Here is a 24,036-nt window from a genome sequence, read left to right as displayed (position 1 = left end):
CGGTTGGATAGGTAAATTGGCGAGATTATACGATGATCAAACAAAGGACTCTTAAACGTATCGTTCAGGCGACTGGTGTCGGTTTGCATACCGGCAAGAAAGTCACGCTGACGTTACGCCCTGCGCCGGCAAATACCGGGGTCATCTATCGTCGCACCGACTTGAATCCACCGGTTGATTTTCCGGCTGATGCCAAATCTGTGCGTGATACCATGCTCTGTACTTGCCTGGTTAATGAGCATGACGTGCGGATTTCTACGGTTGAACACCTGAACGCCGCATTGGCTGGCCTGGGTATCGACAACATCATTGTTGAAGTCGATGCGCCAGAAATCCCGATTATGGACGGTAGTGCGGCTCCGTTCGTTTATCTGTTGCTGGACGCCGGCATCGATGAACTGAACTGCGCCAAGAAATTTGTTCGTATCAAAGAGACGGTTCGCGTCGAAGATGGCGACAAATGGGCTGAATTCAAACCGTACAATGGTTTTTCGCTGGATTTCACCATCGATTTTAACCATCCGGCAATTGATGCCAGCACCCAGCGCTATACGCTGAACTTCTCGGCCGATGCGTTCATGCGTCAAATTAGCCGGGCGCGTACTTTCGGTTTTATGCGCGATATCGAATATCTGCAGTCCCGCGGCCTGTGCCTGGGCGGTAGCTTCGATTGTGCCATCGTTGTTGACGATTATCGCGTACTGAACGAAGACGGTCTGCGCTTTGAAGACGAATTTGTTCGCCACAAAATGTTGGATGCGATCGGTGACCTGTTTATGTGTGGTCACAATATTATCGGCGCATTCACGGCGTACAAATCGGGTCACGCGTTGAATAACAAACTGCTGCAGGCTGTTCTGGCAAAACAGGAAGCTTGGGAGTATGTGACCTTCGAAGACGACGCAAAACTGCCCCTGGCGTTCCGCGCACCGTCGATGGTTCTGGCGTAAGCCTGACCATTCAGTAAATTCGACTGGTAACCTGGTACTCTCTCCGACCAGGGAGCCAGTCGTTTTTCTTTTTAGTCCCTATCGGTTATTTTTCGCTGCAATCCCTGGATAATAATTAGCGCGCGTTCGCTGCTTTATTAAGCGTTTTGCCCGGGCAATCGACTTCATTCCTGCTGCCTCTGGGCGGTATTAATGTTAGTATTTGAGCGCAAAATTATTTCTCCGGGTTGCTTTACCCCGTGGACATCAGGTTGTCCTGCGAAAAACGTCAATAAAGAGACAGCCTGAACGACAACGGGTATACCAAAGAAAGGTAATGAACGTGAGTGGATTGCTGACGCGTTGGCGACAGTTTGGCAGACGGTATTTTTGGCCGCATCTCCTGTTGGGGATGGTCGCGGCTAGCCTCGGCCTGCCTGCGCTAAACAACGGCCATGAAACCACGGCGCCGGCGAAAGCGACCGCCAGCAACCACAATCCGAGCAAAGTTAATTTCTCTCAGCTGGCGCTACTGGAGACCAATCGTCGGCCCAACTTTACCGTCGATTACTGGCATCAACACGCCATTCGCACTGTCATTCGTCATCTCTCTTTCGCCATGGCGCCGCAGGCGTTGCCAGTGGCGGAAGAAGCGTCCCCATTACAGGCGCAGCATCTGGCGCTGCTCGACACGCTCAGTGCGCTACTGACTCAGGACAGCACGCCGCCGGTGGTGATCCGCCAGGCGGCGTATATTCCTTCCTCCTATTCCGCGTTCCGCGTCAGCGCCTGGATAAGCCAGGTGACGGGGATCCGCGCAGGGCCTCAACGTCTCAGCTGAAAATATACACGGACCATCTTATTTTTTTGTGACTCCGCACCGCGGGGCGTTTGAGATTTTATTATGCTTATTAAAATGTTAACCAAGGTTTTCGGTAGCCGTAACGACCGTACACTGCGTCGTATGCGCAAAGTCGTCAATATCATCAACGGTATGGAACCGGCGATGGAAAAACTCTCTGATGACGAGCTGAAAGCGAAAACCGCTGAATTCCGCGCGCGCCTGGAAAAAGGCGAAGTGCTGGAGAACCTGATCCCGGAAGCCTTCGCCGTCGTTCGCGAAGCCAGTAAGCGCGTGTTCGGCATGCGGCACTTTGACGTCCAGCTGCTGGGCGGTATGGTGCTTAACGATCGCTGCATCGCCGAGATGCGTACCGGTGAAGGTAAAACTCTGACCGCGACCCTGCCGGCGTACCTCAACGCGCTGACCGGTAAAGGCGTTCACGTAGTGACCGTCAACGACTACCTGGCCCAGCGTGACGCCGAAAATAACCGCCCGCTGTTTGAATTCCTTGGCATGACGGTTGGCGTCAACATGTCCGGTCTGCCGGCACCGGCGAAGCGTGAAGCCTACGCTGCCGATATTACCTACGGCACCAACAACGAATACGGCTTCGACTATCTGCGCGACAATATGGCCTTCAGCCCGGAAGAGCGCGTTCAACGTAAACTGCACTATGCGCTGGTGGATGAGGTGGACTCCATCCTGATCGACGAAGCGCGTACCCCGCTGATTATTTCCGGCCCGGCGGAAGACAGCTCGGAAATGTACCGCAAGGTCAACAAGATCATTCCGCACCTGATCCGTCAGGAAAAAGAGGATTCGGATACCTTCACCGGTGAAGGCCACTTCTCCGTTGACGAGAAAGCGCGCCAGGTCAACCTGACTGAACGTGGTCTGGTGCTGATCGAAGAGCTGCTGGTACAGGAAGGCATTATGGATGAAGGTGAGTCCCTGTACTCTCCGACCAACATTATGCTGATGCACCACGTGACCGCTGCGCTGCGCGCCCATGCGCTGTTTACCCGCGACGTTGACTACATTGTTAAAGATGGTGAAGTCATTATCGTCGATGAACACACTGGTCGTACGATGCAGGGCCGCCGCTGGTCCGATGGTCTGCACCAGGCCGTGGAGGCCAAAGAGGGCGTGGAGATCCAGAACGAGAACCAGACTCTGGCTTCAATTACCTTCCAGAACTATTTCCGTCTGTACGAGAAGCTGGCCGGGATGACCGGTACAGCCGATACCGAAGCCTTTGAATTCAGCTCTATCTATAAGCTGGATACCGTGGTTGTGCCGACCAACCGTCCGATGATCCGTAAAGATATGGCGGACCTGGTCTATATGACCGAAGCGGAAAAAATTCAGGCGATTATCGAAGATATCAAAACCCGTACCGCTGCCGGTCAGCCGGTGCTGGTCGGTACTATCTCGATCGAAAAATCTGAAGTGGTTTCCCGCGAACTGACCAAAGCCGGCATCAAGCACAATGTCCTGAACGCCAAATTCCACGCCAGCGAAGCAGATATCGTCGCCCAGGCGGGCTACCCTTCTGCGGTGACCATCGCCACCAACATGGCGGGTCGTGGTACCGATATTATGCTGGGCGGTAGCTGGCAGGCCGAAGTCGCCGCGCTGGAAAACCCAACGCCAGAGCAGATTGAGAAAATCAAAGCCGACTGGCAGGTACGCCACGATGCGGTACTGGCCGCAGGCGGTCTGCACATCATCGGTACCGAGCGTCATGAATCTCGCCGTATCGATAACCAGCTGCGCGGCCGTGCTGGTCGTCAGGGGGATGCCGGTTCTTCCCGCTTCTACCTGTCAATGGAAGATGCCCTGATGCGTATCTTCGCTTCCGATCGCGTGTCCGGCATGATGCGCAAACTGGGGATGAAGCCGGGCGAAGCTATCGAACACCCGTGGGTGACCAAGGCTATCGCCAATGCCCAACGTAAAGTGGAAAGCCGTAACTTCGATATTCGTAAGCAGCTGCTGGAATATGATGATGTGGCCAACGACCAGCGCCGGGCGATCTACACCCAGCGTAACGAGCTGCTGGACGTGTCTGACGTCAGCGAAACCATCAACAGCATTCGCGAAGACGTCTTTAAAGCGACTATCGATGCCCATATTCCGCCGCAGTCGCTGGAAGAGATGTGGGATATCGACGGTCTGCAGGAGCGCCTGAAAAACGACTTCGACCTCGACCTGCCAATCAAAGAGTGGCTGGATAAAGAGCCGGAGCTGCATGAAGAAACCCTGCGCGAACGTATTCTGCAGAGCGCGGTAGAAACCTACCAGCGTAAAGAAGAAGTGGTCGGTGCCGAGATGATGCGCCACTTCGAGAAAGGTGTGATGCTGCAGACCCTGGATTCACTGTGGAAAGAGCACCTGGCGGCGATGGATTACCTGCGCCAGGGTATCCACCTGCGCGGCTATGCGCAGAAAGATCCGAAGCAGGAGTACAAGCGCGAATCGTTCTCGATGTTTGCCGCGATGCTGGAGTCACTGAAGTATGAAGTGATCAGCACCCTGAGCAAAGTCCAGGTGCGGATGCCGGAAGAAGTCGAGGCGATGGAGCAGCAGCGTCGTGAAGAGGCCGAGCGCCTGGCGCAGATGCAGCAGCTCAGCCATCAGAGCGATGATGAAGCCGCAGCCCAGGATCTGGCGGCGCAAACCGGTGAGCGTAAAGTGGGCCGTAACGATCCATGCCCGTGCGGATCTGGCAAAAAATACAAACAGTGCCACGGCCGTCTGAGCTAAGGGCTGATAAAAAGAAAACCAGGGCGCAGATTTCTGCGCCTTTTTTATGGAGCTGATTCATTGAAAAAACTGCAAATCGCCGTCGGGATCATTCGCAATCCGCAAGGCGAAATCTTTATTACCCAGCGCGCTGCCGATGCCCATATGGCGAATAAGCTGGAGTTCCCGGGCGGGAAGATTGAATCTGATGAGACGCCGGAGCAGGCGCTAGTACGTGAGCTGCAGGAAGAGGTTGGGATTACGGTCACCACCTCTTCGCTCTTTGATAAGCTGGAGTATCAGTTCCCCGATCGCCATATTACGCTGTGGTTTTTCCTCGTGGAAAGTTGGCAAGGCGAGCCGTGGGGTAAAGAAGGGCAGCCGGGGCAGTGGATGGCGGGACCGACGTTGGATCCGGCGGCGTTTCCTCCGGCGAATGAACCAGTTATCAGCAAACTTATTGCCCAGGGCTGAGCATCAGGCTATAACGCTAACCCGATAATTTTCGGGTTAGCGTGCCGGTAAATCAGGGCTGCTGCTCACTCCAGTCATCGCTATCGGAGAGATCCCCCGCGCTGGGGATGCGCTTCTCTTCCGTAGCCCATTCACCCAAATCGATCAGCTGGCAGCGCTTGCTACAGAACGGACGAAACGGGCTCTGCTCGCCCCACACCACGTTTTTGCCGCAGGTCGGGCAGTTGACGATAGTCTCTTCTGACATGATATCTCCTTAACAGCAGGCCAGTTCAAAATCAAAGCGTTCCGGCACAATCCCATATTCACTGTCCAGCGGCAGAAAACGGATGGCGAAACGGCTCTTATGGCCGGAAATTTGTGGATAAAGCTGATAGGCCAGATCGAGACGCAGGCGCAACAGATCGGCATCTTCGCCATTATCCTGATAAAAGCCATTGAGGCTTGTCTGTTTGCGGAACTGTGCAGAGTTACGGATCAGATCGAGGATCAGGCTCAGGGACTGGACCAGCGGATCGAGGCTGGCGAGCCAGCTGGCTACTTGCTCGTCTCGATGCGCCTGCGGCATATGGAGCCAGATATGCAGGGTCGGTAAATCGAAGCTGCAGCAGCCGCCAGGAATACTCAGACGCTGACGCACCAGCGCAATCAGGCGATCTTCACGCAGAAACTGACCAATGCGCGGCGCGGCCATCAGGGTGCTGGAGGACTGCTTCAGCTGATGGCGCAGCTCGTTAATACGCTCCTGATCGACGCCAGGCACTTCTGCCCAGGACTGGAGCTTACGCTGCTGGCGTTCCAACTCTTTAACCAGATCAGTGCGCACCTCGCCGCGCTCCAGGACATCCAGCAGATCGCCTGCGTTACGGAAAAAATGGAGCGCATCGGCATGAGTGGCAATCAGCGGATGGAAAGCCATCTGCTGGATCAGAAATTCAATGCGCAGCCAGGTGCGCATTTTCTCATTAAGAGGATGTTCAAACAGAACGGGGGTATGCATTACGAGTTTTCCTGTGAGGCGGCCTGCGATGCCAGCGTTAAATACTTTTCGTGCAGGCGGGCAACATCCGATGCCACTGCATCCGGCGTGCCAGTGTTTTCAATAACATCGTCCGCGATGGCCAGACGCTGCTCGCGCGTGGCCTGGGCGGCAAGAATATGTTCAGCATGTTCGCGGCTGACCTTATCGCGCAGCATAGTGCGTTCGATTTGCGTCTCTTTTGGCACATCGACGACCAGTACGCGATCGGCCTGGCTGGACAGGCGGTTTTCGACCAGCAAAGGTACGACCCAGAGGAGATAAGGGGAGGTAGCGGCCTGCATCTGGCGGCGCGTTTCCTGCTGAATCAGCGGATGCAACAGCGCGTTGAGCCAGGCTTTTTCCTCCACATGAGCAAAAATTTTTTCCCGTAGCAGGCGACGGTTTAGCGTGCCGTCGGCGGCAATCATCTGTGGCCCGAAGTGGCCGGCAATGGCTTGGAGTGCCGGGGTACCGGGCTCGACGACCTGACGGGCGATGACATCGGCATCGATAACGTTAACCCCGAGCTGCGCGAAGGCGTCGGCGACCGTACTTTTACCGCTACCGATCCCGCCTGTTAACGCGACTGTGTACCCCATATCTTCTGACCCTGAAACGGATTGCTCGTATTTATTTGTATTCAGACAGCGATAACTGGCGGTACGCCGGGGAGGCAACAGTGATCATGTCGTGAGGTCCCGTGCCAACCGGGAACGCCGTCCGCTATTCTGTTTCTTTTAATCAAGCAAATCAAATGGTTAAAAATAATACACTGGCGGGTGAAGGCGTTAGCGCTTTTTTCACTATTCACCAGGTAAATTTATACGATTGTAGCGTAAAAAAAGTGAAAATCGCAGTCTTGCGCGGGCCTGATTCGTGCGTATGATAACGTCACTGGAGTTGTGCTCTCACATTAATGCCATTAACCCCAGGAATTCGCACATGCGTATTGAAGAAGATCTGAAGCTTGGTTTCAAAGACGTTCTTATCCGCCCGAAACGCTCTACCCTCAAAAGCCGTTCTGATGTTGAGCTGGAACGTGAATTCACCTTTAAACATTCAGGCCAGACCTGGTCCGGTGTGCCGATTATTGCGGCTAACATGGATACCGTCGGCACCTTCAGCATGGCGAAAGCACTGGCCACTTTTGGCATTCTGACCGCGGTACACAAGCACTACACTGCTGAAGAGTGGCAGGCATTTGTGCAGGAAGCCTCCGCAGACGTCCTCAAGCATGTGATGGTTTCCACCGGCACGTCCGATGCGGATTTCGAAAAAACGCAACAGATCCTTTCTCAGAATCCGCAACTGAACTTTGTGTGCATCGACGTTGCTAACGGCTACTCTGAACACTTCGTTCAGTTCGTGGCGAAAGCCCGCGAAGCCTGGCCGCAAAAAACCATTATCGCCGGGAACGTGGTCACCGGTGAAATGTGTGAAGAGCTGATCCTCTCCGGTGCCGATATTGTCAAAGTTGGGATTGGCCCAGGCTCTGTCTGCACCACCCGCGTTAAGACCGGCGTCGGCTATCCGCAGCTCTCCGCCGTAATCGAATGTGCCGATGCTGCGCACGGTCTTGGTGGCCAGATCATCAGCGACGGCGGCTGCACCATGCCGGGGGATGTGGCGAAAGCTTTTGGCGGCGGCGCCGATTTCGTGATGCTTGGCGGCATGCTGGCAGGCCACGAAGAGAGCGGTGGCACCATTGTCGAAGAGAACGGCGAGAAATTCATGCTGTTCTATGGCATGAGCTCCGAGTCGGCGATGACGCGTCACGTGGGCGGTGTGGCGAAATACCGCGCGGCGGAAGGCAAAACCGTTAAGCTGCCGCTGCGTGGTCCGGTAGACAATACCGCTCGTGATATTCTTGGCGGCCTGCGTTCTGCCTGCACCTATGTAGGTGCCTCGCGTTTGAAAGAGCTGACCAAACGTACGACCTTTATCCGCGTTCAGGAACAAGAGAACCGGGTATTCAATAGCCTGTAACCGGCTGCGCTGGCGCCTGGACGGTGCCAGCGTTTCTCATCCTCCCGCCCCGCCAATGGCATCGCCCAGGTGAAAAACGGGCAAATACATCGCCACCACCAGGATGCCGACCAGTGAACCGGTTATCACCAGCATCAAGGGTTCCAGATGCGCAGCCAGACTGTCGGCTCGTTGATGGGTTTGTTCCTGATGATGGTGCGCCAGGTTTTCCAGCATCTGATCCAGGGCTCCAGCGCTTTCACCGGTGCGAATGAGCTGCAGACACAGCGGTGTAAAACCGCCGCAGCGGCTTAACGCCTGCCAGATGGGTTCTCCTTGAGCTATCCGCTCACGCGCCTGTGTCAGGCGCTGACGCCACAGCGGACACGACAGAGTCTCTTCAACGCTTTGCAGCCCTTGCAGGAAGCTAATGCCCGCGCTTTGGGTTAATGCCAGGATGGTGAATATCAGACTCAGCTGTTGACCGCCGATCAGGGGGCCGACGAGGGGGAGGGCGTTAAGCAAACGCTGGCGACGCAGCAGCCAGTCGCTACGCTGCCGAACCAGTTGGTTGAGCAGCAATGGACTCAGCAGCAAGGCCAACAGCAATGGCCAACCACGACTCAGCATATCGCCTGCCGCAATGACGATCCGCGTCAACAGCGGCAGTGGTGTATTGAACGTTTGGTAGATGGCAGTGAACTCGGGCAGGACAAAATAGAGCATCCCCAGCACCACCACCAATGCCAGGGATAGCACGATCAGCGGGTAGCGCAGCGCTTTTTTGACTTTGCCGGCGAGCCGCTGCTGCTCCTGCTGCTGGTTGGCCAGCTGCAGACAGCAGATATCGAGCTTGCCTGTTAGTTCGCCGGTGCTAATCATCGCCAGATAAAGTGGCGGAAAGGCCTGCGGCCACTGCGCCAGCGCGGCAGAGAACGCGACGCCTTCCCCCAGCTCGCGGCCCAGCGCCTCAAGCAGCGCCTGCCACTGCGCATGCGGTTGTTGCTGCGCCAGCAGCGATAACCCGTCCGCCAGCGGCAACCCTGCCTGCAGTAAGGTCGCCAATTGACGGATCGTTTCGCTACTGTAGCGCGGATGCCACAGGCTCTGCTTCACTGGACAGCGGCGCACGACCAGCGGCATGATGCGCTGTTGCTGGAGGTGATGCAGCACCTGCAGACGACTGGCTTGCCATAACATTCCCTGACAAGGCGCGCCCTGCGCATCGACACCTCGCCAGCGCCAGAGACGCTTAGTCGCCATGAGGTATCCCCAGCACCCGCACCACCTCTTCAAGACTGGTCAATCCCTGCTCGATAGCCTGACAGCCGCTTTCAAAAAGCGTCATCATCCCCGCGGCTCGCGCCAGAGATTCAATTTCAATGGCGTTCAACCCCTGAACAATTCCCTGACGTAATGCTGGGGTGACAGGTAATACTTCGAACAACGCCAGACGGCCGTAATACCCGTGATAGCAGTGTTCGCAGCCCGTCGCCTGCCAGCGTGGCAGCGGACGTGGCCACAGACTATGCGGTAGGTCGGCGGCGCTGCCGGCATTACGCCGACAGTGGGGACATAGCTTGCGGACCAGACGCTGGGCGATAACCAGCGAGAGCGCAGAAGAGATCATCCAGCGAGCAATGCCCATTTGCTGCAAACGAGTCAGGGTTTCACTGGTGGAGTTAGTGTGTAGAGTGGAGAGCACCAGATGACCGGTCTGGGCGGCTTTGAGCGCGATTTCGGCAGTCTCGGCATCGCGGATTTCACCCACCATGACAATATCCGGGTCCTGGCGTAACAGGGCGCGCAGCACACTGTGAAAGGTCAGTCCGGCGCGGGGGTTGATTTGCGTCTGATTCATTCCGGCAATGGGGATCTCCAGCGGATCCTCCACGCTACAGATATTCACTTGCTCACGATTTCTGGCCTGCAGGGCGCTGTAGAGGGTCACTGTTTTTCCGCTTCCGGTTGGGCCAGTGACCAGCAGCAGCCCCTGCGGCTGGTTCAGCGCCTGGCGAAAGGCCGCCAGCTGGGAGGATGAGAGGCCGAGGGCCTCCAGATCCAGCGCCTGGTCTACCTGATGCAGAAGGCGCAGGACAATCTTTTCGCCATAGCGGCAGGGCAGAGTGGCGATGCGAAAGGAGAGCGGCCGTCCGGCGAGGTTCAGCGCGAACTGGCCATCCTGCGGTAAACGGTGCTCGGCAATATCGAGACTGGCCATGACCTTGAGTCGCGCGATAACCGGCGCGGCCAGCTCGGGCGCCAGCAGCGGCAGGGCGTGCAGGACGCCATCGACTCGCAGGCGGATGCGTAAGTGCGTTTCCGTAGGCTCGATATGAATATCGGACGCTCGCTGACGTAGAGCCTGTTCGAGGATCTGGTTGACCCGTTCGGCGATGTTTTCCGGCCCGGTGTTCTGCGCCAGTTGCGTCTGCTTTTCCTGGGCCTGCAGACGTTTATCCATCTGCTCCTGGCTCCAGCATTCAATGTCGATCCGTTTTTGCGTCGCGAAGCGTAACGCCTCCATCAGCTCCGCCGGTGGGGTATCGACTACCGCGATAGAAATCGTCTGCTCATCGCTATGCAGCAGCAGGGCATGGTAGCGATGGCAAAGGGGGATCAGCTGTTCTGTTTTCATATTTTCGCCCTCACTTCACCCGAAAGACGTCTTCGCAGGCCTGCTGAAGCGCGCTATTGCCGGTGATAGTACAGACGCGCTGCCAGCCGGTGACCCCCTCGGCGTTATCCCAGGTCGGGGTCAGGGTGACACCCAGTCCGTTCAGACTCTCCTGGCCGGTGAGGGTAACGACGCCTTTGGCCACGCTCATGGCGGAAAGGTAGCGGGTGGTTGTCGGCGAGGGAATGCCGTTGCTGCCGCCGTCGCATGGCGTCAGGCCACCATGATCGAGCGCGCAAAGTTCGATGGCCGTCCGGTAAGGGACAAAGGTCTGCAGCAGGTCGGTGAGGGCGGCTTTACGCAGGTAGTTCTGGTAGGCCGGGATGCCGATGGCGCTGAGAATGGCGATGATCCCAATGACCACCATCAGTTCAATCAGAGTAAAACCTCGTTGTTTATCCATAAGTCGCTCCTTGTTGTGACAGGAGCACTGTGACGGGATTTGGGATATCAGGCGAGGAGGCGAAAACGATCCGGGAAACCGGGTTCCAGGGTTTTTACCGGGATTTCATGGCGAGCAAGAGGGGCTGCGAGTCGGGTCGCAAATTCAGGCCTTCACGCCCGGAGGCGAGAAGGCCAATTCCTTAACGGAAACGCATCGACAGGTCGAGCGCCTGCACATGTTTGGTCAGGGCGCCGACGGAGATATAGTCGACGCCGGTGTCGGCAAATTCGCGGATGGTGTCAAAGGTGACGTTACCGGAGACCTCCAGCGCCGCCTGGCCTGCGGTGATTTTCACCGCCTCGCGCATCAGATCGGTGGTGAAGTTATCGAGCATAATAATATCGGCCCCGGCTTTTAACGCCTGCTCCAGTTCATCCAGGGTTTCCACTTCCACTTCCACCGGTACATCAGGATGCAGCCAGAACGCCTTTTCCACCGCCTGGCGGATCGAGCCGGAGGCGATGATGTGATTTTCTTTAATCAGGAAAGCGTCGAACAGGCCCAGACGGTGGTTGGCGCCGCCGCCGCAGAGTACGGCATATTTTAGCGCGGTACGCAGCCCTGGCAGCGTTTTACGCGTATCCAGCAGTTGGGTTTTAGTGCCGGCCAGTAGGTCGACATAGCGACGGACGACGCTGGCGACGCCGGAGAGGGTTTGCACAAAGTTCAGTGCCGTACGTTCGCCAGTGAGCAGGATACGCGACGGGCCTTCCAGCTCGAACAGCGGCTGGTTGGCTTTGACGGCGTCGCCATCGGCCACATGCCAGGTGATGTTCACGTCATCGCCAGCGAGCTGAATAAAGACCTCTTCCACCCAGCGTTTGCCACAGAAGACACCATCTTCACGGGTAATGACCACCGCATGGGAGCGTGCATCCTGCGGCAATAATTGTGCGCTAATATCGTTGTTGGCGTCGACTTCGCCGCCTAAATCTTCCCGCAGAGAGTGTGCCACAGCATCGGTAATATCGAGATTAATACGTTCCAGCAGCACGTCACGGCGGCGGTCGGGGTTATAACGACGAGGCGACATGATAAAGCTCCAGATAGATAAGATTCAGAAGTGGGAAACATGCTAACCTGAACAACGTTTCAGTACCATACACACTTCATCCTTTGGGCCGGCGTATGGCCCGGAAGCATGAGTTCGCGAAAGGAGATCCCGCATGCAGTTGAACGAGGGATGGCTGGTCGGCGCGCGTCGGGTACCCTCGCCGCACCATGACTGTCGTCCGGATGAAGAAACCCCTTCCTTACTGGTGGTGCATAACATTAGCTTGCCACCGGGCGAATTTGGTGGCCCGTGGATTGATGCACTGTTCACCGGTAGCCTGGATCCGCAGGCGCATCCTTTCTTTGCCGAGATTGCTCATCTGCGCGTTTCAGCACATTGTCTGATTCGCCGAGATGGCGAAATCGTGCAGTATGTGCCTTTTGATAAGCGGGCGTGGCATGCAGGGGTCTCCTGTTATCAGGGACGCGAACGCTGCAATGATTTTTCCATCGGCATAGAGCTGGAAGGCACCGATACCCTGGCGTATACCGATGCGCAGTACCGGCAGCTGGCGGCGGTGACGGATCTGCTTATCTCGATTTATCCTGCTATTGCCGAAAACATCGCGGGCCACAGCGATATCGCGCCCGTGCGGAAAACCGATCCAGGACCGGCCTTTGACTGGATAAAATACCGTGCGCTGCTCAGCGCCCCGTCAGAAAAGGAGACCTCATGACGCTGTTTACGACGCTGCTGGTGCTTATCGCCGAACGGCTGTTTAAGCTGGGCGAACACTGGCAGCTTGATCATCGGCTGGAGGTGGTGTTTCGCCGGATAAAACATTTCTCGCTACCGGGCACGTTGCTGATGACGCTGGTGGCCGTCGCGGTTGTCTATATCATTCAGCGTCTGCTGCAGGGGCAGCTATTTAACGTACCTCTGCTGGTGTTCTGGATCTTACTGGGTTTGCTATGCATTGGGGCAGGCAAGGTTCGGCTGCATTATCATGCTTATCTGAAAGCGGCTTCGCGCAATGACAGTCGCGCCTGCGATGCCATGGCCAGCGAGTTGACGCTGATCCACGGCGTACCGCCGGGCTGTGATGAGCGTGAATACCTGAGTGAACTGCAAAATGCGCTGCTATGGATTAACTATCGATACTATCTGGCGCCGCTTTTCTGGTTTGTGGTGGGGGGAGCCTGGGGCCCGCTGACGCTTATCGCTTACAGCGTGCTGCGCGCCTGGCAGACATGGCTGGCGCGCTACCAGACGCCGCATCACCGTTTGCAGTCCGGGATCGATGGTATTCTGCATATTGTGGACTGGCTGCCGGTACGTCTGGTGGGAGTGGTCTATGCCCTGGTGGGGCATGGTGAAAAAGCACTCCCTGCGTGGTTTGCTTCGCTGGGCGACCGTCATTCGTCGCAGTATCAAGTATTGACCCGCCTGGCGCAGTATTCCCTGGCCCGTGAACCGCATGTAGATAAAGTCGCCACACCCAAAGCTGCCGTATCGATGGCCAAAAAAACCTCGCTGGTAGTGGTGGTGATCATGGCGCTGTTGACGATTTACGGCACTCTGGTTTAATAGCCTGAGCCCGCGCGCTGCCTGCCACGAGGCATGCATCTGCGGGGCTTTGATTGCCGGATGGCGCTGTGCTTATCCGGCCAGGTAAATCACCCGCAGGCTCACACCATGTAGGCCCGGCAAGCAACAGCGCCGCCGGGCGATATAACCGACGTCGTGCCCGCCATGTTGCCAGGTGGCGGCTTCACCTGACCTGGCCTACAGAATCTGCGCTAGCGGGTCATATACCGAATCGCTACAGCGTATCCGCCGGTGGAATACCGAAGTCTGGCATCCCGTCCTCCCGCCAACTGACGAGTTTCAAACGCGTATGGCGATTAGGATCATACAACGGATCGCCTTCTATCTCGGTGTAATTCCGCGCGTGATACACCAGTACATCTTCCCCTGCCGGCGTTTGGGTAAAACTATTATGGCCCGGGCCATACTGGCGGTTTTCATAGCTGGTACGGAATACCGGCTGCGGGGCTTTATGCCAGTTTGTCGGCTGCAGCGGATCGGCCTGCCGGTCGATCCAGAGTAACCCCATGCAGTAGTTTTCATCGGTGGCGCTGGCGGAATAGCTGATAAATAGCTTATCGCCATGCACCAGTACCGCGGGCCCTTCGTTGACCTTAAATCCCCGGCACTCCCAGTCGAACTCCGGCTTGCTCAGCATGACCGGCTCGCCTTTTAGCGTCCACGGATTAGCCATTTCAGCGAGATACAGGTTTGAGTTGCCTTCGATATGCGGGGATTTTTGCGCCCACAGATACCAGCGTTTCCCCTGATGGGTAAAGGTGGTGGCATCGAGGGCGAAGGTATCGAAAGGCGTGACCACCTGGCCTTTTTCCTGCCAGCGGCCGGTTAGCGGATCGCTGTCGGCGCACTCCAGAACGAACATGCGATGCTGAAACATCCCCAGCGCATCCAGTTCATGGGTATGGGTGGCGGCAAAATAGATATACCACTTACCGTCTATTTCATGCAGCTCCGGCGCCCAAATCAGCTGGCTCATCGGCCCGCTTTGCGGCGCGCGCCAGACCACTACCGGCTCAGCATCACGTAATCCTTCAAGGGTTGCCGCGCGCCGGATCTCCAGCCGATCGTATTCCGGTACTGAAGCAATAAAGTAGTAGTGATTAAGGTGGCGCAGAATAAAGGGATCTGCGCGCTGTTCAATAAAGGGGTTTGGCCAGTTGTTCATTAGGCTTTCCTTACGTGTTCACTGGTTTTCAGTTCCTGGTATTCATTCAGCTCGCTGTAGTTGCTGCGGCGCTTCTCTAAATCGCTTTGAATCTGGCGCATCAGGGTACGGTCAACTTTCAGCAGGCGCACCACGCCAGCGGTGATCAGATAGCCGATGCCGGGGATGACCGAGAACAGCAGCACGATACCGTTCAGCGCGGAGGCGCTTTGCGCTTTCGCGCCGGCGTCGTAGCCGTACCATGACAGCAGGAAACCGACCATTGCCCCGGCGACCGCCAGACCAACCTTGAGGAAGAACAGATTGCCGGAGAAGCTGATGCCGGTGATGCGCTTGCCGGTTTTCCACTCGCCGTAGTCGTCAACATCGGACATCAGCGACCAGTGCAGCGGAGAAGGGATCTGATGCAGGATATTGAGCAGGAAGTAGAGCACCATAATCAACATGGTGGCGTGCGGATTAAAGAAATAGAAGGCGCAGGAGAAGATCGCCAGCACAATGTTGGTCCAGAAGAAGACCTGCAGTTTGCACCAGCGGTCGGTGAGGACTTTCGCCAGCATGCTGCCAATCATCATCCCGACCACACCGAGACTGATAAACAGGGTGGCAAAATGAGTGCTTTGTCCCATCACCCAGGTGACGTAGTACATAGTGGCAGCCATGCGGATAAAGCCAGGGCAGACGTTGCACAGCGTGAGCAGCAGGATGCGCACCCACTGGTCATTTTTCCACACGTCTTTGAGGTCTTTTTTCAGTTCATCATTGGTCTGCACTGCCGGGTGGATACGTTCGCGCACGGTGGCAAAGCAGAACAGGAACATACACATACCGATAAAGGCCAGCACGGTCATCGCCATCTGGTAGCCCTTCGCTTTATCGGCACCGCCGAACCAGTCGGCCATCGGCAGCAGCGTCAATGACAGCAGGAGCGTGGCGATACCCACCATCACGAAACGATAGGACTGGCAGGCCACGCGCTCTTTGGGATCAGCGGTCATCACCGTTCCCAGCGAGCAGTAGGGAATGTTAATCGCGGTATAGGTTACCGACAGCAGAAAGTAGGTGACAAACGCATAGATAACTTTGCTGTTGTAGGTCCACTCAGGGGTGGTGAACATTAGCACGCTAAACAGGGCGTAGGGGAAGGCAATCCACAGCAGCCATGGACGAAAGCGGCCATATTTACTGCGGGTGCGATCGGCAAGGGCGCCCATAATCGGGTCGGTCACCGCGTCGATAACGCGCACTGACAGCAGTAATACGCCCACCAGCGCCGGCGCCAGGCCGAAAATATCGGTATAAAAATAGTTCACAAACAGCATGATGGCGCCAAAGATAATATTGCATCCGGCATCCCCCATCCCGTAACCAATCTTCTCTTTTATAGATAATTTGTTGTCTGCCATGTGCGGTCTCTCCGTTGCAGTATGGAGAGAATTATTGGCTGCTATGGAGGGAAATACGTTGCAGTAACGCGTTGACGATATGGATAAAACAGCTATGGAGAGGAAAGTGTGAAGCAGATAACAATGCTCTGCGCCCGTTATTCACAAGCAGACGCAGAGCAAAGAGAGCTATTGATGAGATGTATTATTGTGCTTTTATGGTGGCGGCGGCTTTTTGTTTAAACAGATAGCCCACGCCCAGCACCGCGATCCAGACCGGGATCAGCCAGACGGAAATTGCCATGCCCGGGGTCATCAGCATAATCACCAGCACCGCCGCCATAAACAGCAGGCACAGCCAGTTGCCCAGCGGATAGAAGAGAGCCGGGAAGCGCGTGACGACGCCCTGCTGCTGCTTGGCGCGACGGAATTTGATATGCGCCAGGCTAATCATCGCCCAGTTGATCACCAGAGCGGAGACCACCAGCGCCATCAACAGTCCAAAAGCGGACTCCGGCGCCATATAGTTGATCAGTACGCACAGCGCGGTGACCAGGGCAGAGACGAGAATGGTATTCACCGGCACGCCACGTTTGTCAACGCTAAGCAGCGCTTTCGGCGCATTCCCCTGCTGGGCAAGGCCGAACAGCATACGGCTGTTGCAGTAGACGCAGCTGTTGTACACCGACAGAGCGGCCGTCAGCACCACTACGTTCAGGGCGTTGGCCACCAGCGTATCACCAAGCTCATGGAAGATGAGGACGAACGGGCTGGTGTCTGCGGTGACGCGGGTCCACGGCAGCAGAGAGAGCAGCACCGCCAGCGAGCCAACATAGAAGATCAGAATGCGGTAAATAACCTGATTGGTGGCTTTCGGAATACTTTGTTCCGGGTTATCCGCTTCCGCGGCGGTGATGCCCACCAGCTCCAGACCACCGAAGGAGAACATGATGATCGCCATCATCATTACCAGGCCAGTAAAGCCGTGCGGCAGGAATCCACCCTGATCCCACAGGTTACGTACCGTCGCCTGCGGGCCGCCGTTGCCGCTGAACAGCAGCCAGCCGCCGAACAGAATCATCGCCACTACGGCGACTACTTTGATAATCGCGAACCAGAACTCCATTTCACCAAACACTTTCACGTTGGTCAGGTTAATGGCGTTGATGGCGATGAAGAAAACCGCCGCTGAGGCCCAGGTCGGGATTTCCGGCCACCAGAACTGAATGTATTTGCCCACAGCGGTCAGTTCCGCCATGGCTACCAGGACATACAGCACCCAGTAGTTCCAGCCGGAGGCGAAGCCGGCAAAGCCGCCCCAGTATTTATACGCGAAGTGGCTAAACGAGCCGGCTACCGGCTCCTCCACCACCATTTCACCCAGCTGACGCATGATCAGAAAGGCGATAAAACCGGCGATAGCATAACCAAGAATAATACCCGGGCCGGCGGACTGAATGACGGACGCGCTCCCCAAAAACAGGCCGGTGCCGATAGCCCCGCCCAGCGCGATGAGCTGAATGTGGCGGTTTTTCAGGCCGCGCTTCAGCCGATCGCCGTGCTGTTGACCTTCCATATGAAACCTCGTGTGTGGTTATTTTTTGTGTACGTCATCCGTCAGGTTGCTGCTTCACTGCTGTCCCTGCAGAAAGCATAGCCAGCGAAAATTTGGGCGCTGTGGCCCACTTTTTACCTGAGTGATGTCGCGCACATATTGTTGTGTTTGTGTATTTTGCGACTTCCGTTTCTGTATTGTTTTGTTTACGGAAGGCTGTGCGTTAATTCAGAAAAAGGCCTTTCGTCTCAGGGAGAATAGTGGTAAGCGCGTTTGAATGCACCTGCTTTATGAAGGGATGATGACGAAGTGTCTAAAAAGACATCAATAGTCACAATTTGTCATATTCACATGCATGTCCTGTGCTGTCTATTTATTCATTTTATTTGCTTTTTTATTCGTATATTGCAGAGTTGAATCGGTTCAGAAAGCGTAATTTTTCGTTTCTATTAAGTTAACGCTACCTCTTTATGAGTAAACGTAACATTTGTGCAAGGTTACATTTCTGAAATGTTATTTCTGTAAGGTTGTTAAAATGTCCGTGGTTTACTGATTTCAATCAAAACCTGTATGGACAGAAGGTGAATACTTTGTTACTTTAGCGCTACGAACTTTAAATTGGTAAGACCAATTGACTCCGGGCTAATGGCAGAGACAGGGAATATGGCCTACAGCAAAATCCGCCAACCAAAATTATCCGATGTGATAGAGCAGCAGCTGGAGTTCCTGATCCTTGAGGGGACATTGCGCCCCGGTGAAAAACTCCCGCCAGAACGCGAACTGGCTAAACAGTTTGACGTTTCCCGTCCCTCGCTGCGTGAGGCGATTCAACGCCTCGAAGCCAAGGGCTTGTTGCTTCGTCGTCAGGGAGGTGGAACGTTTGTTCAGAGCCGCCTGTGGCAGAGCTTCAGCGATCCGCTGGTCGAGCTGCTGTCCGATCACCCTGAATCCCAATTCGATCTGCTTGAGACCCGTCATGCGCTGGAAGGCATTGCGGCCTATTACGCAGCGCTGCGCAGCAACGATGAAGATCGCGATCGTATCCGCGAGCTGCATCAGGCTATTGAGCGGGCTCAACAGTCCGGCGATCTCGACGCCGAGTCCGGCGCCGTCGTCCAGTACCAAATCGCCGTCACTGAGGCGGCACACAATGTGGTGTTGCTCCATCTGCTAAGGTGTATGGAGCCGATGCTGGCACAAAACGTTCGTCAGAACTTTGAATTGCTGTATGCCCGCCGGGAAATGCTCCCGTTGGTCAGCAACCATCGTACTCGCATTTTCGAGGCGATAATGGCCGGGGAGCCGGAGCAGGCGCGTGAGGCGTCGCACCGTCACCTGGCGTTCATTGAGGAAATTTTGCTGGATCGTAGCCGTGAGCAGAGTCGTCGAGAGCGCTCACTGCGTCGTTTACAGCAACGAAAGGACGAGAACTCCGGTTCTTAAGCGCCATTTTTAGAGCGCGGCAACTAAACGCAGAACCTGTCTTATTGAATTTTTGGTTGTTCCAGCGTGAAGAACGAAGAGTTCAATGGGACAGGTTCCAGATTAATCAACGATTAGATAGATAAGGAATACCCCCATGTCAGAACGTTTACACAATGACGTGGATCCGATCGAAACTCGCGACTGGCTACAGGCGATCGAATCGGTCATCCGTGAAGAAGGTGTTGAGCGCGCTCAGTATCTGATTGACCAACTCCTTTCTGAAGCCCGTAAAGGCGGAGTGAAGGTTGCGGCAGGCTCTTCCGCCGGCAACTACGTCAACACTATTGCCGTTGAAGATGAACCGGAATACCCGGGCAATCTGGATCTGGAACGTCGTATTCGTTCTGCGATTCGCTGGAACGCCATCATGACCGTTCTGCGCGCGTCGAAAAAAGATCTCGAACTGGGCGGCCACATGGCGTCCTATCAGTCTTCCGCGACTTTCTACGAAGTCTGCTTCAACCACTTCTTCCGTGCGCGCACTGAGAAAGATGGCGGCGATCTGGTGTACTTCCAGGGCCACATCTCTCCGGGCGTATACGCACGTGCGTTCCTGGAAGGCCGTCTGACCGAAGAGCAGATGGACAACTTCCGTCAGGAAGTTCACGGTAATGGTCTGTCCTCTTATCCGCACCCGAAACTGATGCCGGAATTCTGGCAGTTCCCGACCGTATCCATGGGGCTGGGGCCGTTGGGTGCGATCTATCAGGCTAAATTCCTGAAATATCTGGAACACCGTGGTCTGAAAGACACCTCCGAACAAACCGTTTACGCTTTCCTGGGCGACGGCGAAATGGATGAGCCAGAATCTAAAGGCGCTATCACCATTGCGACCCGTGAAAAACTGGACAACCTGGTCTTCGTCATCAACTGCAACCTGCAGCGTCTGGACGGCCCGGTCACCGGTAACGGTAAAATCATTAACGAACTGGAAGGCATTTTCGGTGGTGCTGGCTGGAACGTTATCAAGGTTATCTGGGGCGGCCGTTGGGATGAGCTGCTGCGTAAAGACACCAGCGGTAAGCTGATTCAGCTGATGAACGAAACCGTTGACGGCGACTACCAGACCTTCAAATCCAAAGATGGCGCTTACGTTCGTGAGCACTTCTTCGGTAAATATCCGGAAACTGCCGCCCTGGTTGCCGACTGGACTGACGAGCAGATCTGGGCCCTGAACCGCGGTGGTCACGATCCGAAGAAAGTCTACGCTGCACTGAAAAAAGCGCAGGAAACCAAAGGTCAGCCGACCGTGATCCTGGCGCATACCATCAAAGGTTATGGTATGGGCGATACCGCTGAAGGTAAGAACATCGCGCACCAGGTTAAGAAAATGAACATGGACGGCGTTCGCTACGTCCGCGATCGTTTCAATGTGCCGGTGGCGGATGCCGATATCGAAAAACTGCCTTACGTAACCTTCCCGGAAGGTTCCGAAGAGCACACTTACCTGCACGCTCAGCGTCAGAAGCTGAATGGCTATCTGCCGACTCGTCAGCCGAAGTTCACTGAGAAACTGGAGCTGCCGACCCTGGCTGACTTCAGCGCGCTGCTGGAAGAGCAAAACAAAGAAATCTCTACCACTATCGCTTTCGTTCGCGCCCTGAACGTGATGCTGAAGAACAAGTCGATCAAAGATCGTCTGGTGCCGATCATCGCCGACGAAGCGCGTACCTTCGGTATGGAAGGTCTGTTCCGTCAGATCGGTATTTACAGCCCGAACGGCCAGCAGTATACCCCGCAGGACCGTGAGCAGGTTGCTTACTACAAAGAAGACGAGAAAGGCCAGATTCTGCAGGAAGGGATCAACGAGCTGGGCGCAGGCGCATCCTGGCTGGCTGCGGCGACCTCTTACAGCACCAACAACCTGCCGATGATCCCGTTCTACATCTACTACTCGATGTTCGGCTTCCAGCGTATCGGCGATCTGTGCTGGGCGGCTGGCGATCAGCAGGCTCGCGGCTTCCTGATTGGCGGGACTTCCGGTCGTACTACCCTGAACGGCGAAGGTCTGCAGCACGAAGATGGTCACAGCCATATTCAGTCGCTGACTATCCCGAACTGTATCTCTTACGACCCGGCGTACGCCTATGAAGTGGCTGTCATCATGCATGATGGTCTGGTCCGTATGTACGGCGAAGCGCAAGAGAACGTTTACTACTACATCACTACGCTGAACGAAAACTACCACATGCCGGCGATGCCGGAAGGCGCCGAGGAAGGTATCCGTAAAGGTATCTACAAACTCGAAACCATCGAAGGTAGCAAAGGTAAAGTTCAGCTGCTGGGCTCCGGTTCTATCCTGCGTCACGTGCGTGAAGCAGCGCAGATCCTGGCGAAAGAGTACGGCGTGGGTTCTGACGTGTATAGCGTCACCTCCTTCACCGAACTGGCGCGTGATGGCCAGGATTGCGAACGCTGGAACATGCTGCACCCGCTGGAAACCCCGCGCGTGCCGTATATCGCTCAGGTGATGAACGACGCTCCGGCAGTGGCATCCACTGACTATATGAAACTGTTCGCCGAGCAGGTTCGTACTTACGTACCGGCTGATGATTACCGCGTACTGGGTACCGATGGCTTCGGTCGTTCCGACAGCCGTGAAAACCTGCGTCACCACTTCGAAGTTGATGCTTCCTACGTGGTCGTAGCAGCGCTGGGCGAACTGGCTAAACGTGGTGAAATCGATAAGAAAGTGGTGGCTGACGCTATCGCGAAATTCGACATCGATGCAGAAAAAGTTAACCCGCGTCTGGCGTAAGAGGTAAAAGAATAATGGCTATCGAAATCAAAGTACCGGACATCGGGGCTGATGAAGTTGAAATCACCGAGATCCTGGTCAAAGTTGGCGACAAAGTAGAAGCTGAACAGTCGCTGATCACCGTAGAAGGCGACAAAGCCTCTATGGAAGTCCCGTCTCCGCAGGCTGGCGTCGTGAAAGAGATTAAAGTCTCCGTCGGCGACAAAACCGAGACTGGCAAACTGATTATGATTTTCGATTCCGCCGAGGGTGCAGCCGCCGCTGCACCTGCGCAGGAAGAGAAGAAAGAAGCCGCTCCGGCTGCTGCTCCAGCGGCTGCCGCGGCAGCGAAAGAAGTTCACGTCCCGGATATCGGCGGCGATGAAGTTGAAGTCACCGAGATCATGGTGAAAGTAGGCGACACCATCGCCGCTGAGCAATCCCTGATCACCGTAGAAGGCGATAAAGCCTCTATGGAAGTCCCGGCGCCGTTCGCCGGTACCGTCAAAGAGATTAAAATCAATACCGGCGATAAAGTTTCCACCGGCTCCCTGATTATGATCTTCGAAGTGGCGGGCGCTGCGCCTGCAGCCGCACCGGCACAGGCTGCCGCGCCGGCTGCTGCGGCTCCGACTGCTGCCGCAGGCGTGAAAGATGTTAACGTACCGGATATCGGCGGCGACGAAGTTGAAGTCACCGAAGTGATGGTTAAAGTTGGCGATAAAGTCGCGGCGGAACAGTCCCTGATCACCGTCGAAGGTGATAAAGCGTCTATGGAAGTGCCGGCGCCGTTTGCGGGTACCGTTAAAGAGATTAAAATCAGCACCGGTGATAAAGTCAAAACCGGCTCCCTGATCATGGTCTTCGAAGTGGAAGGCGCTGCGCCTGCTGCTGCTCCGGCTCAGGCTGCTGCCCCGGCACCGGCTGCTGCCCCGGCTCAGGCCGCTAAGCCTGCCGCGGCACCGGCTGCGAAAGCAGAAGGTAAAAGCGAATTCGCTGAAAACGATGCCTACGTTCACGCGACCCCGCTGATTCGCCGCCTGGCGCGCGAGTTCGGCGTTAACCTGGCGAAAGTGAAAGGCACCGGCCGTAAAGGTCGTATCCTGCGCGAAGACGTTCAGGCTTACGTGAAAGACGCGGTTAAACGCGCTGAATCCGCACCGGCGGCTGCCGCTGGCGGCGGTATCCCGGGCATGCTGCCATGGCCGAAGGTTGACTTCAGCAAGTTCGGCGAAATCGAAGAAGTGGAACTGGGCCGTATCCAGAAAATCTCTGGGGCTAACCTGAGCCGTAACTGGGTCATGATCCCGCACGTTACCCACTTCGACAAAACCGATATCACCGATCTGGAAGCATTCCGTAAGCAGCAGAATGCCGAAGCTGAGAAGCGTAAACTGGACGTGAAATTCACTCCAGTGGTCTTCATCATGAAAGCCGTTGCCGCTGCGCTTGAGCAGATGCCGCGCTTCAACAGCTCGCTCTCCGAAGATGGCCAGCGCCTGACGCTGAAGAAATACATCAACATCGGTGTGGCGGTGGATACCCCGAACGGTCTGGTGGTTCCGGTCTTTAAAGACGTGAACAAGAAGAGCATCACCGAGCTGTCTCGTGAACTGACCACCATCTCGAAGAAAGCGCGCGATGGCAAACTGACGGCTGGCGAAATGCAGGGCGGTTGCTTCACCATCTCCAGCATCGGCGGCCTGGGTACCACCCACTTCGCGCCGATTGTTAACGCGCCGGAAGTGGCCATCCTCGGCGTGTCTAAGTCCGCGATGGAGCCGGTATGGAATGGTAAAGAGTTCGTGCCGCGTCTGATGCTGCCGATCTCTCTGTCCTTCGACCACCGCGTCATCGACGGTGCTGATGGTGCCCGCTTCATTACCATCATTAACAACACCCTGAGCGACATTCGCCGCCTGGTGATGTAAGCGAAAAAGCCGGCCTGACGGCCGGCTTTTTTCTGATAACCTCAGGCTGTTGGGGATTATCAGCAACAAAGGACAA

Annotated in this window: 20 protein-coding genes; 10 read left to right on the top strand and 10 right to left on the bottom strand. The window is 55.7% G+C overall.

Annotated elements, in window-relative coordinates:
• Positions 1 to 32: 32 nt before the first annotated feature.
• From lpxC to mutT, 4 genes are all read left to right on the top strand, one after another.
• A complete protein-coding gene (gene lpxC / locus LGL98_RS20935; protein ID WP_025710992.1) occupies positions 33 to 950 on the top strand; it encodes a UDP-3-O-acyl-N-acetylglucosamine deacetylase in 918 nt (305 codons plus the stop codon).
• Between the two features lie 322 nt (positions 951 to 1,272).
• On the top strand, positions 1,273 to 1,770 hold the full coding sequence (gene secM, locus LGL98_RS20930; protein ID WP_168435171.1) for a secA translation cis-regulator SecM: 498 nt from the start codon (positions 1,273 to 1,275) through the stop codon (positions 1,768 to 1,770).
• A 63-nt stretch (positions 1,771 to 1,833) separates the two neighbouring features.
• Positions 1,834 to 4,539, top strand: a complete 2,706-nt coding sequence (secA, locus tag LGL98_RS20925) for a preprotein translocase subunit SecA (RefSeq protein WP_136028961.1) — start codon at positions 1,834 to 1,836, stop codon at positions 4,537 to 4,539.
• A 60-nt stretch (positions 4,540 to 4,599) separates the two neighbouring features.
• The gene (mutT, locus tag LGL98_RS20920) at positions 4,600 to 4,992 is read left to right on the top strand and encodes an 8-oxo-dGTP diphosphatase MutT (RefSeq protein WP_136028963.1); all 393 of its coding nucleotides are present in this window, start codon (positions 4,600 to 4,602) and stop codon (positions 4,990 to 4,992) included.
• Positions 4,993 to 5,044: 52 nt separating this feature from the next.
• Here the strand turns inward: mutT and yacG are convergent, their stop codons facing one another.
• Genes yacG through coaE form a run of 3 tightly spaced genes read right to left on the bottom strand, consistent with a single transcriptional unit; the run spans position 5,045 to position 6,612 of the window.
• Positions 5,045 to 5,239 carry a DNA gyrase inhibitor YacG gene (yacG, locus tag LGL98_RS20915; RefSeq protein WP_136028965.1) on the bottom strand — a complete coding sequence of 65 codons (195 nt, stop codon included), beginning with the start codon at positions 5,237 to 5,239 and terminating at the stop codon, positions 5,045 to 5,047.
• Positions 5,240 to 5,248: 9 nt separating this feature from the next.
• Entirely contained in the window at positions 5,249 to 5,992 is a 744-nt protein-coding gene (gene zapD, locus LGL98_RS20910) for a cell division protein ZapD (protein WP_136028967.1), read from the bottom strand.
• On the bottom strand, positions 5,992 to 6,612 hold the full coding sequence (gene coaE, locus LGL98_RS20905) for a dephospho-CoA kinase (protein ID WP_136028969.1): 621 nt from the start codon (positions 6,610 to 6,612) through the stop codon (positions 5,992 to 5,994). The genes zapD and coaE overlap by 1 nt, the downstream gene beginning before the upstream one ends.
• A 343-nt stretch (positions 6,613 to 6,955) precedes the next feature.
• Between coaE and LGL98_RS20900 the strand changes: the two genes are divergently transcribed.
• Positions 6,956 to 7,999: a GMP reductase gene (locus tag LGL98_RS20900; protein WP_136028971.1), complete on the top strand. Its 1,044-nt coding sequence runs from the start codon at positions 6,956 to 6,958 to the stop codon at positions 7,997 to 7,999.
• Positions 8,000 to 8,035: 36 nt separating this feature from the next.
• Here the strand turns inward: LGL98_RS20900 and hofC are convergent, their stop codons facing one another.
• The 4 genes from hofC to nadC form a co-directional block, all read right to left on the bottom strand.
• The gene (gene hofC / locus LGL98_RS20895; RefSeq protein WP_136028973.1) at positions 8,036 to 9,241 is read right to left on the bottom strand and encodes a protein transport protein HofC; all 1,206 of its coding nucleotides are present in this window, start codon (positions 9,239 to 9,241) and stop codon (positions 8,036 to 8,038) included.
• A complete protein-coding gene (gene gspE, locus LGL98_RS20890) occupies positions 9,231 to 10,616 on the bottom strand; it encodes a type II secretion system protein GspE (protein ID WP_136028975.1) in 1,386 nt (461 codons plus the stop codon). Before gspE ends, hofC begins: the two co-directional genes overlap by 11 nt.
• A 10-nt stretch (positions 10,617 to 10,626) precedes the next feature.
• Entirely contained in the window at positions 10,627 to 11,058 is a 432-nt protein-coding gene (ppdD, locus tag LGL98_RS20885) for a prepilin peptidase-dependent pilin (RefSeq protein ID WP_002888683.1), read from the bottom strand.
• Positions 11,059 to 11,239: 181 nt separating this feature from the next.
• Positions 11,240 to 12,133 (bottom strand): carboxylating nicotinate-nucleotide diphosphorylase, encoded by an 894-nt coding sequence (gene nadC / locus LGL98_RS20880; protein ID WP_025710981.1) that lies wholly within the window; start codon positions 12,131 to 12,133, stop codon positions 11,240 to 11,242.
• Between the two features lie 133 nt (positions 12,134 to 12,266).
• Between nadC and ampD the strand changes: the two genes are divergently transcribed.
• Both ampD and ampE read left to right on the top strand, forming a co-directional pair.
• Positions 12,267 to 12,830, top strand: coding sequence for a 1,6-anhydro-N-acetylmuramyl-L-alanine amidase AmpD (ampD, locus tag LGL98_RS20875; protein WP_136028977.1), 564 nt, complete (start codon positions 12,267 to 12,269; stop codon positions 12,828 to 12,830).
• Positions 12,827 to 13,681: a beta-lactamase regulator AmpE gene (gene ampE / locus LGL98_RS20870; protein ID WP_136028979.1), complete on the top strand. Its 855-nt coding sequence runs from the start codon at positions 12,827 to 12,829 to the stop codon at positions 13,679 to 13,681. The genes ampD and ampE overlap by 4 nt, the downstream gene beginning before the upstream one ends.
• A 235-nt stretch (positions 13,682 to 13,916) precedes the next feature.
• Here the strand turns inward: ampE and LGL98_RS20865 are convergent, their stop codons facing one another.
• The 3 genes from LGL98_RS20865 to aroP all read right to left on the bottom strand — a co-directional run bounded on the left by LGL98_RS20865 (position 13,917) and on the right by aroP (position 17,828).
• Positions 13,917 to 14,867, bottom strand: a complete 951-nt coding sequence (locus LGL98_RS20865) for a glycoside hydrolase family 43 protein (protein WP_136028981.1) — start codon at positions 14,865 to 14,867, stop codon at positions 13,917 to 13,919.
• Complete coding sequence (locus LGL98_RS20860; RefSeq protein WP_136028982.1) at positions 14,867 to 16,273, bottom strand: glycoside-pentoside-hexuronide (GPH):cation symporter; 1,407 nt, start codon at positions 16,271 to 16,273, stop codon at positions 14,867 to 14,869. Before LGL98_RS20860 ends, LGL98_RS20865 begins: the two co-directional genes overlap by 1 nt.
• Positions 16,274 to 16,457: 184 nt before the next feature.
• Positions 16,458 to 17,828, bottom strand: coding sequence for an aromatic amino acid transporter AroP (aroP, locus tag LGL98_RS20855; protein ID WP_080924727.1), 1,371 nt, complete (start codon positions 17,826 to 17,828; stop codon positions 16,458 to 16,460).
• Between the two features lie 642 nt (positions 17,829 to 18,470).
• On the opposite strand from aroP, the gene pdhR reads away from it, so the two are divergent.
• The 3 genes from pdhR (at position 18,471) to aceF (ending at position 23,960) form a co-directional block, all read left to right on the top strand.
• The gene (gene pdhR, locus LGL98_RS20850) at positions 18,471 to 19,250 is read left to right on the top strand and encodes a pyruvate dehydrogenase complex transcriptional repressor PdhR (RefSeq protein ID WP_002888699.1); all 780 of its coding nucleotides are present in this window, start codon (positions 18,471 to 18,473) and stop codon (positions 19,248 to 19,250) included.
• A 136-nt stretch (positions 19,251 to 19,386) separates the two neighbouring features.
• Complete coding sequence (aceE, locus tag LGL98_RS20845; RefSeq protein WP_136028984.1) at positions 19,387 to 22,050, top strand: pyruvate dehydrogenase (acetyl-transferring), homodimeric type; 2,664 nt, start codon at positions 19,387 to 19,389, stop codon at positions 22,048 to 22,050.
• A gap of 14 nt (positions 22,051 to 22,064) precedes the next feature.
• Positions 22,065 to 23,960 carry a pyruvate dehydrogenase complex dihydrolipoyllysine-residue acetyltransferase gene (gene aceF / locus LGL98_RS20840; RefSeq protein WP_136028986.1) on the top strand — a complete coding sequence of 632 codons (1,896 nt, stop codon included), beginning with the start codon at positions 22,065 to 22,067 and terminating at the stop codon, positions 23,958 to 23,960.
• Positions 23,961 to 24,036: the final 76 nt, after the last annotated feature.

Origin of the sequence: Klebsiella africana, from assembly GCF_020526085.1 — a bacterium.
Lineage (GTDB): Bacteria > Pseudomonadota > Gammaproteobacteria > Enterobacterales > Enterobacteriaceae > Klebsiella > Klebsiella africana.
The sequence above is the reverse complement of the archived record's forward strand: the minus strand, read 5'-3'. Positions and strand labels throughout refer to the sequence as shown.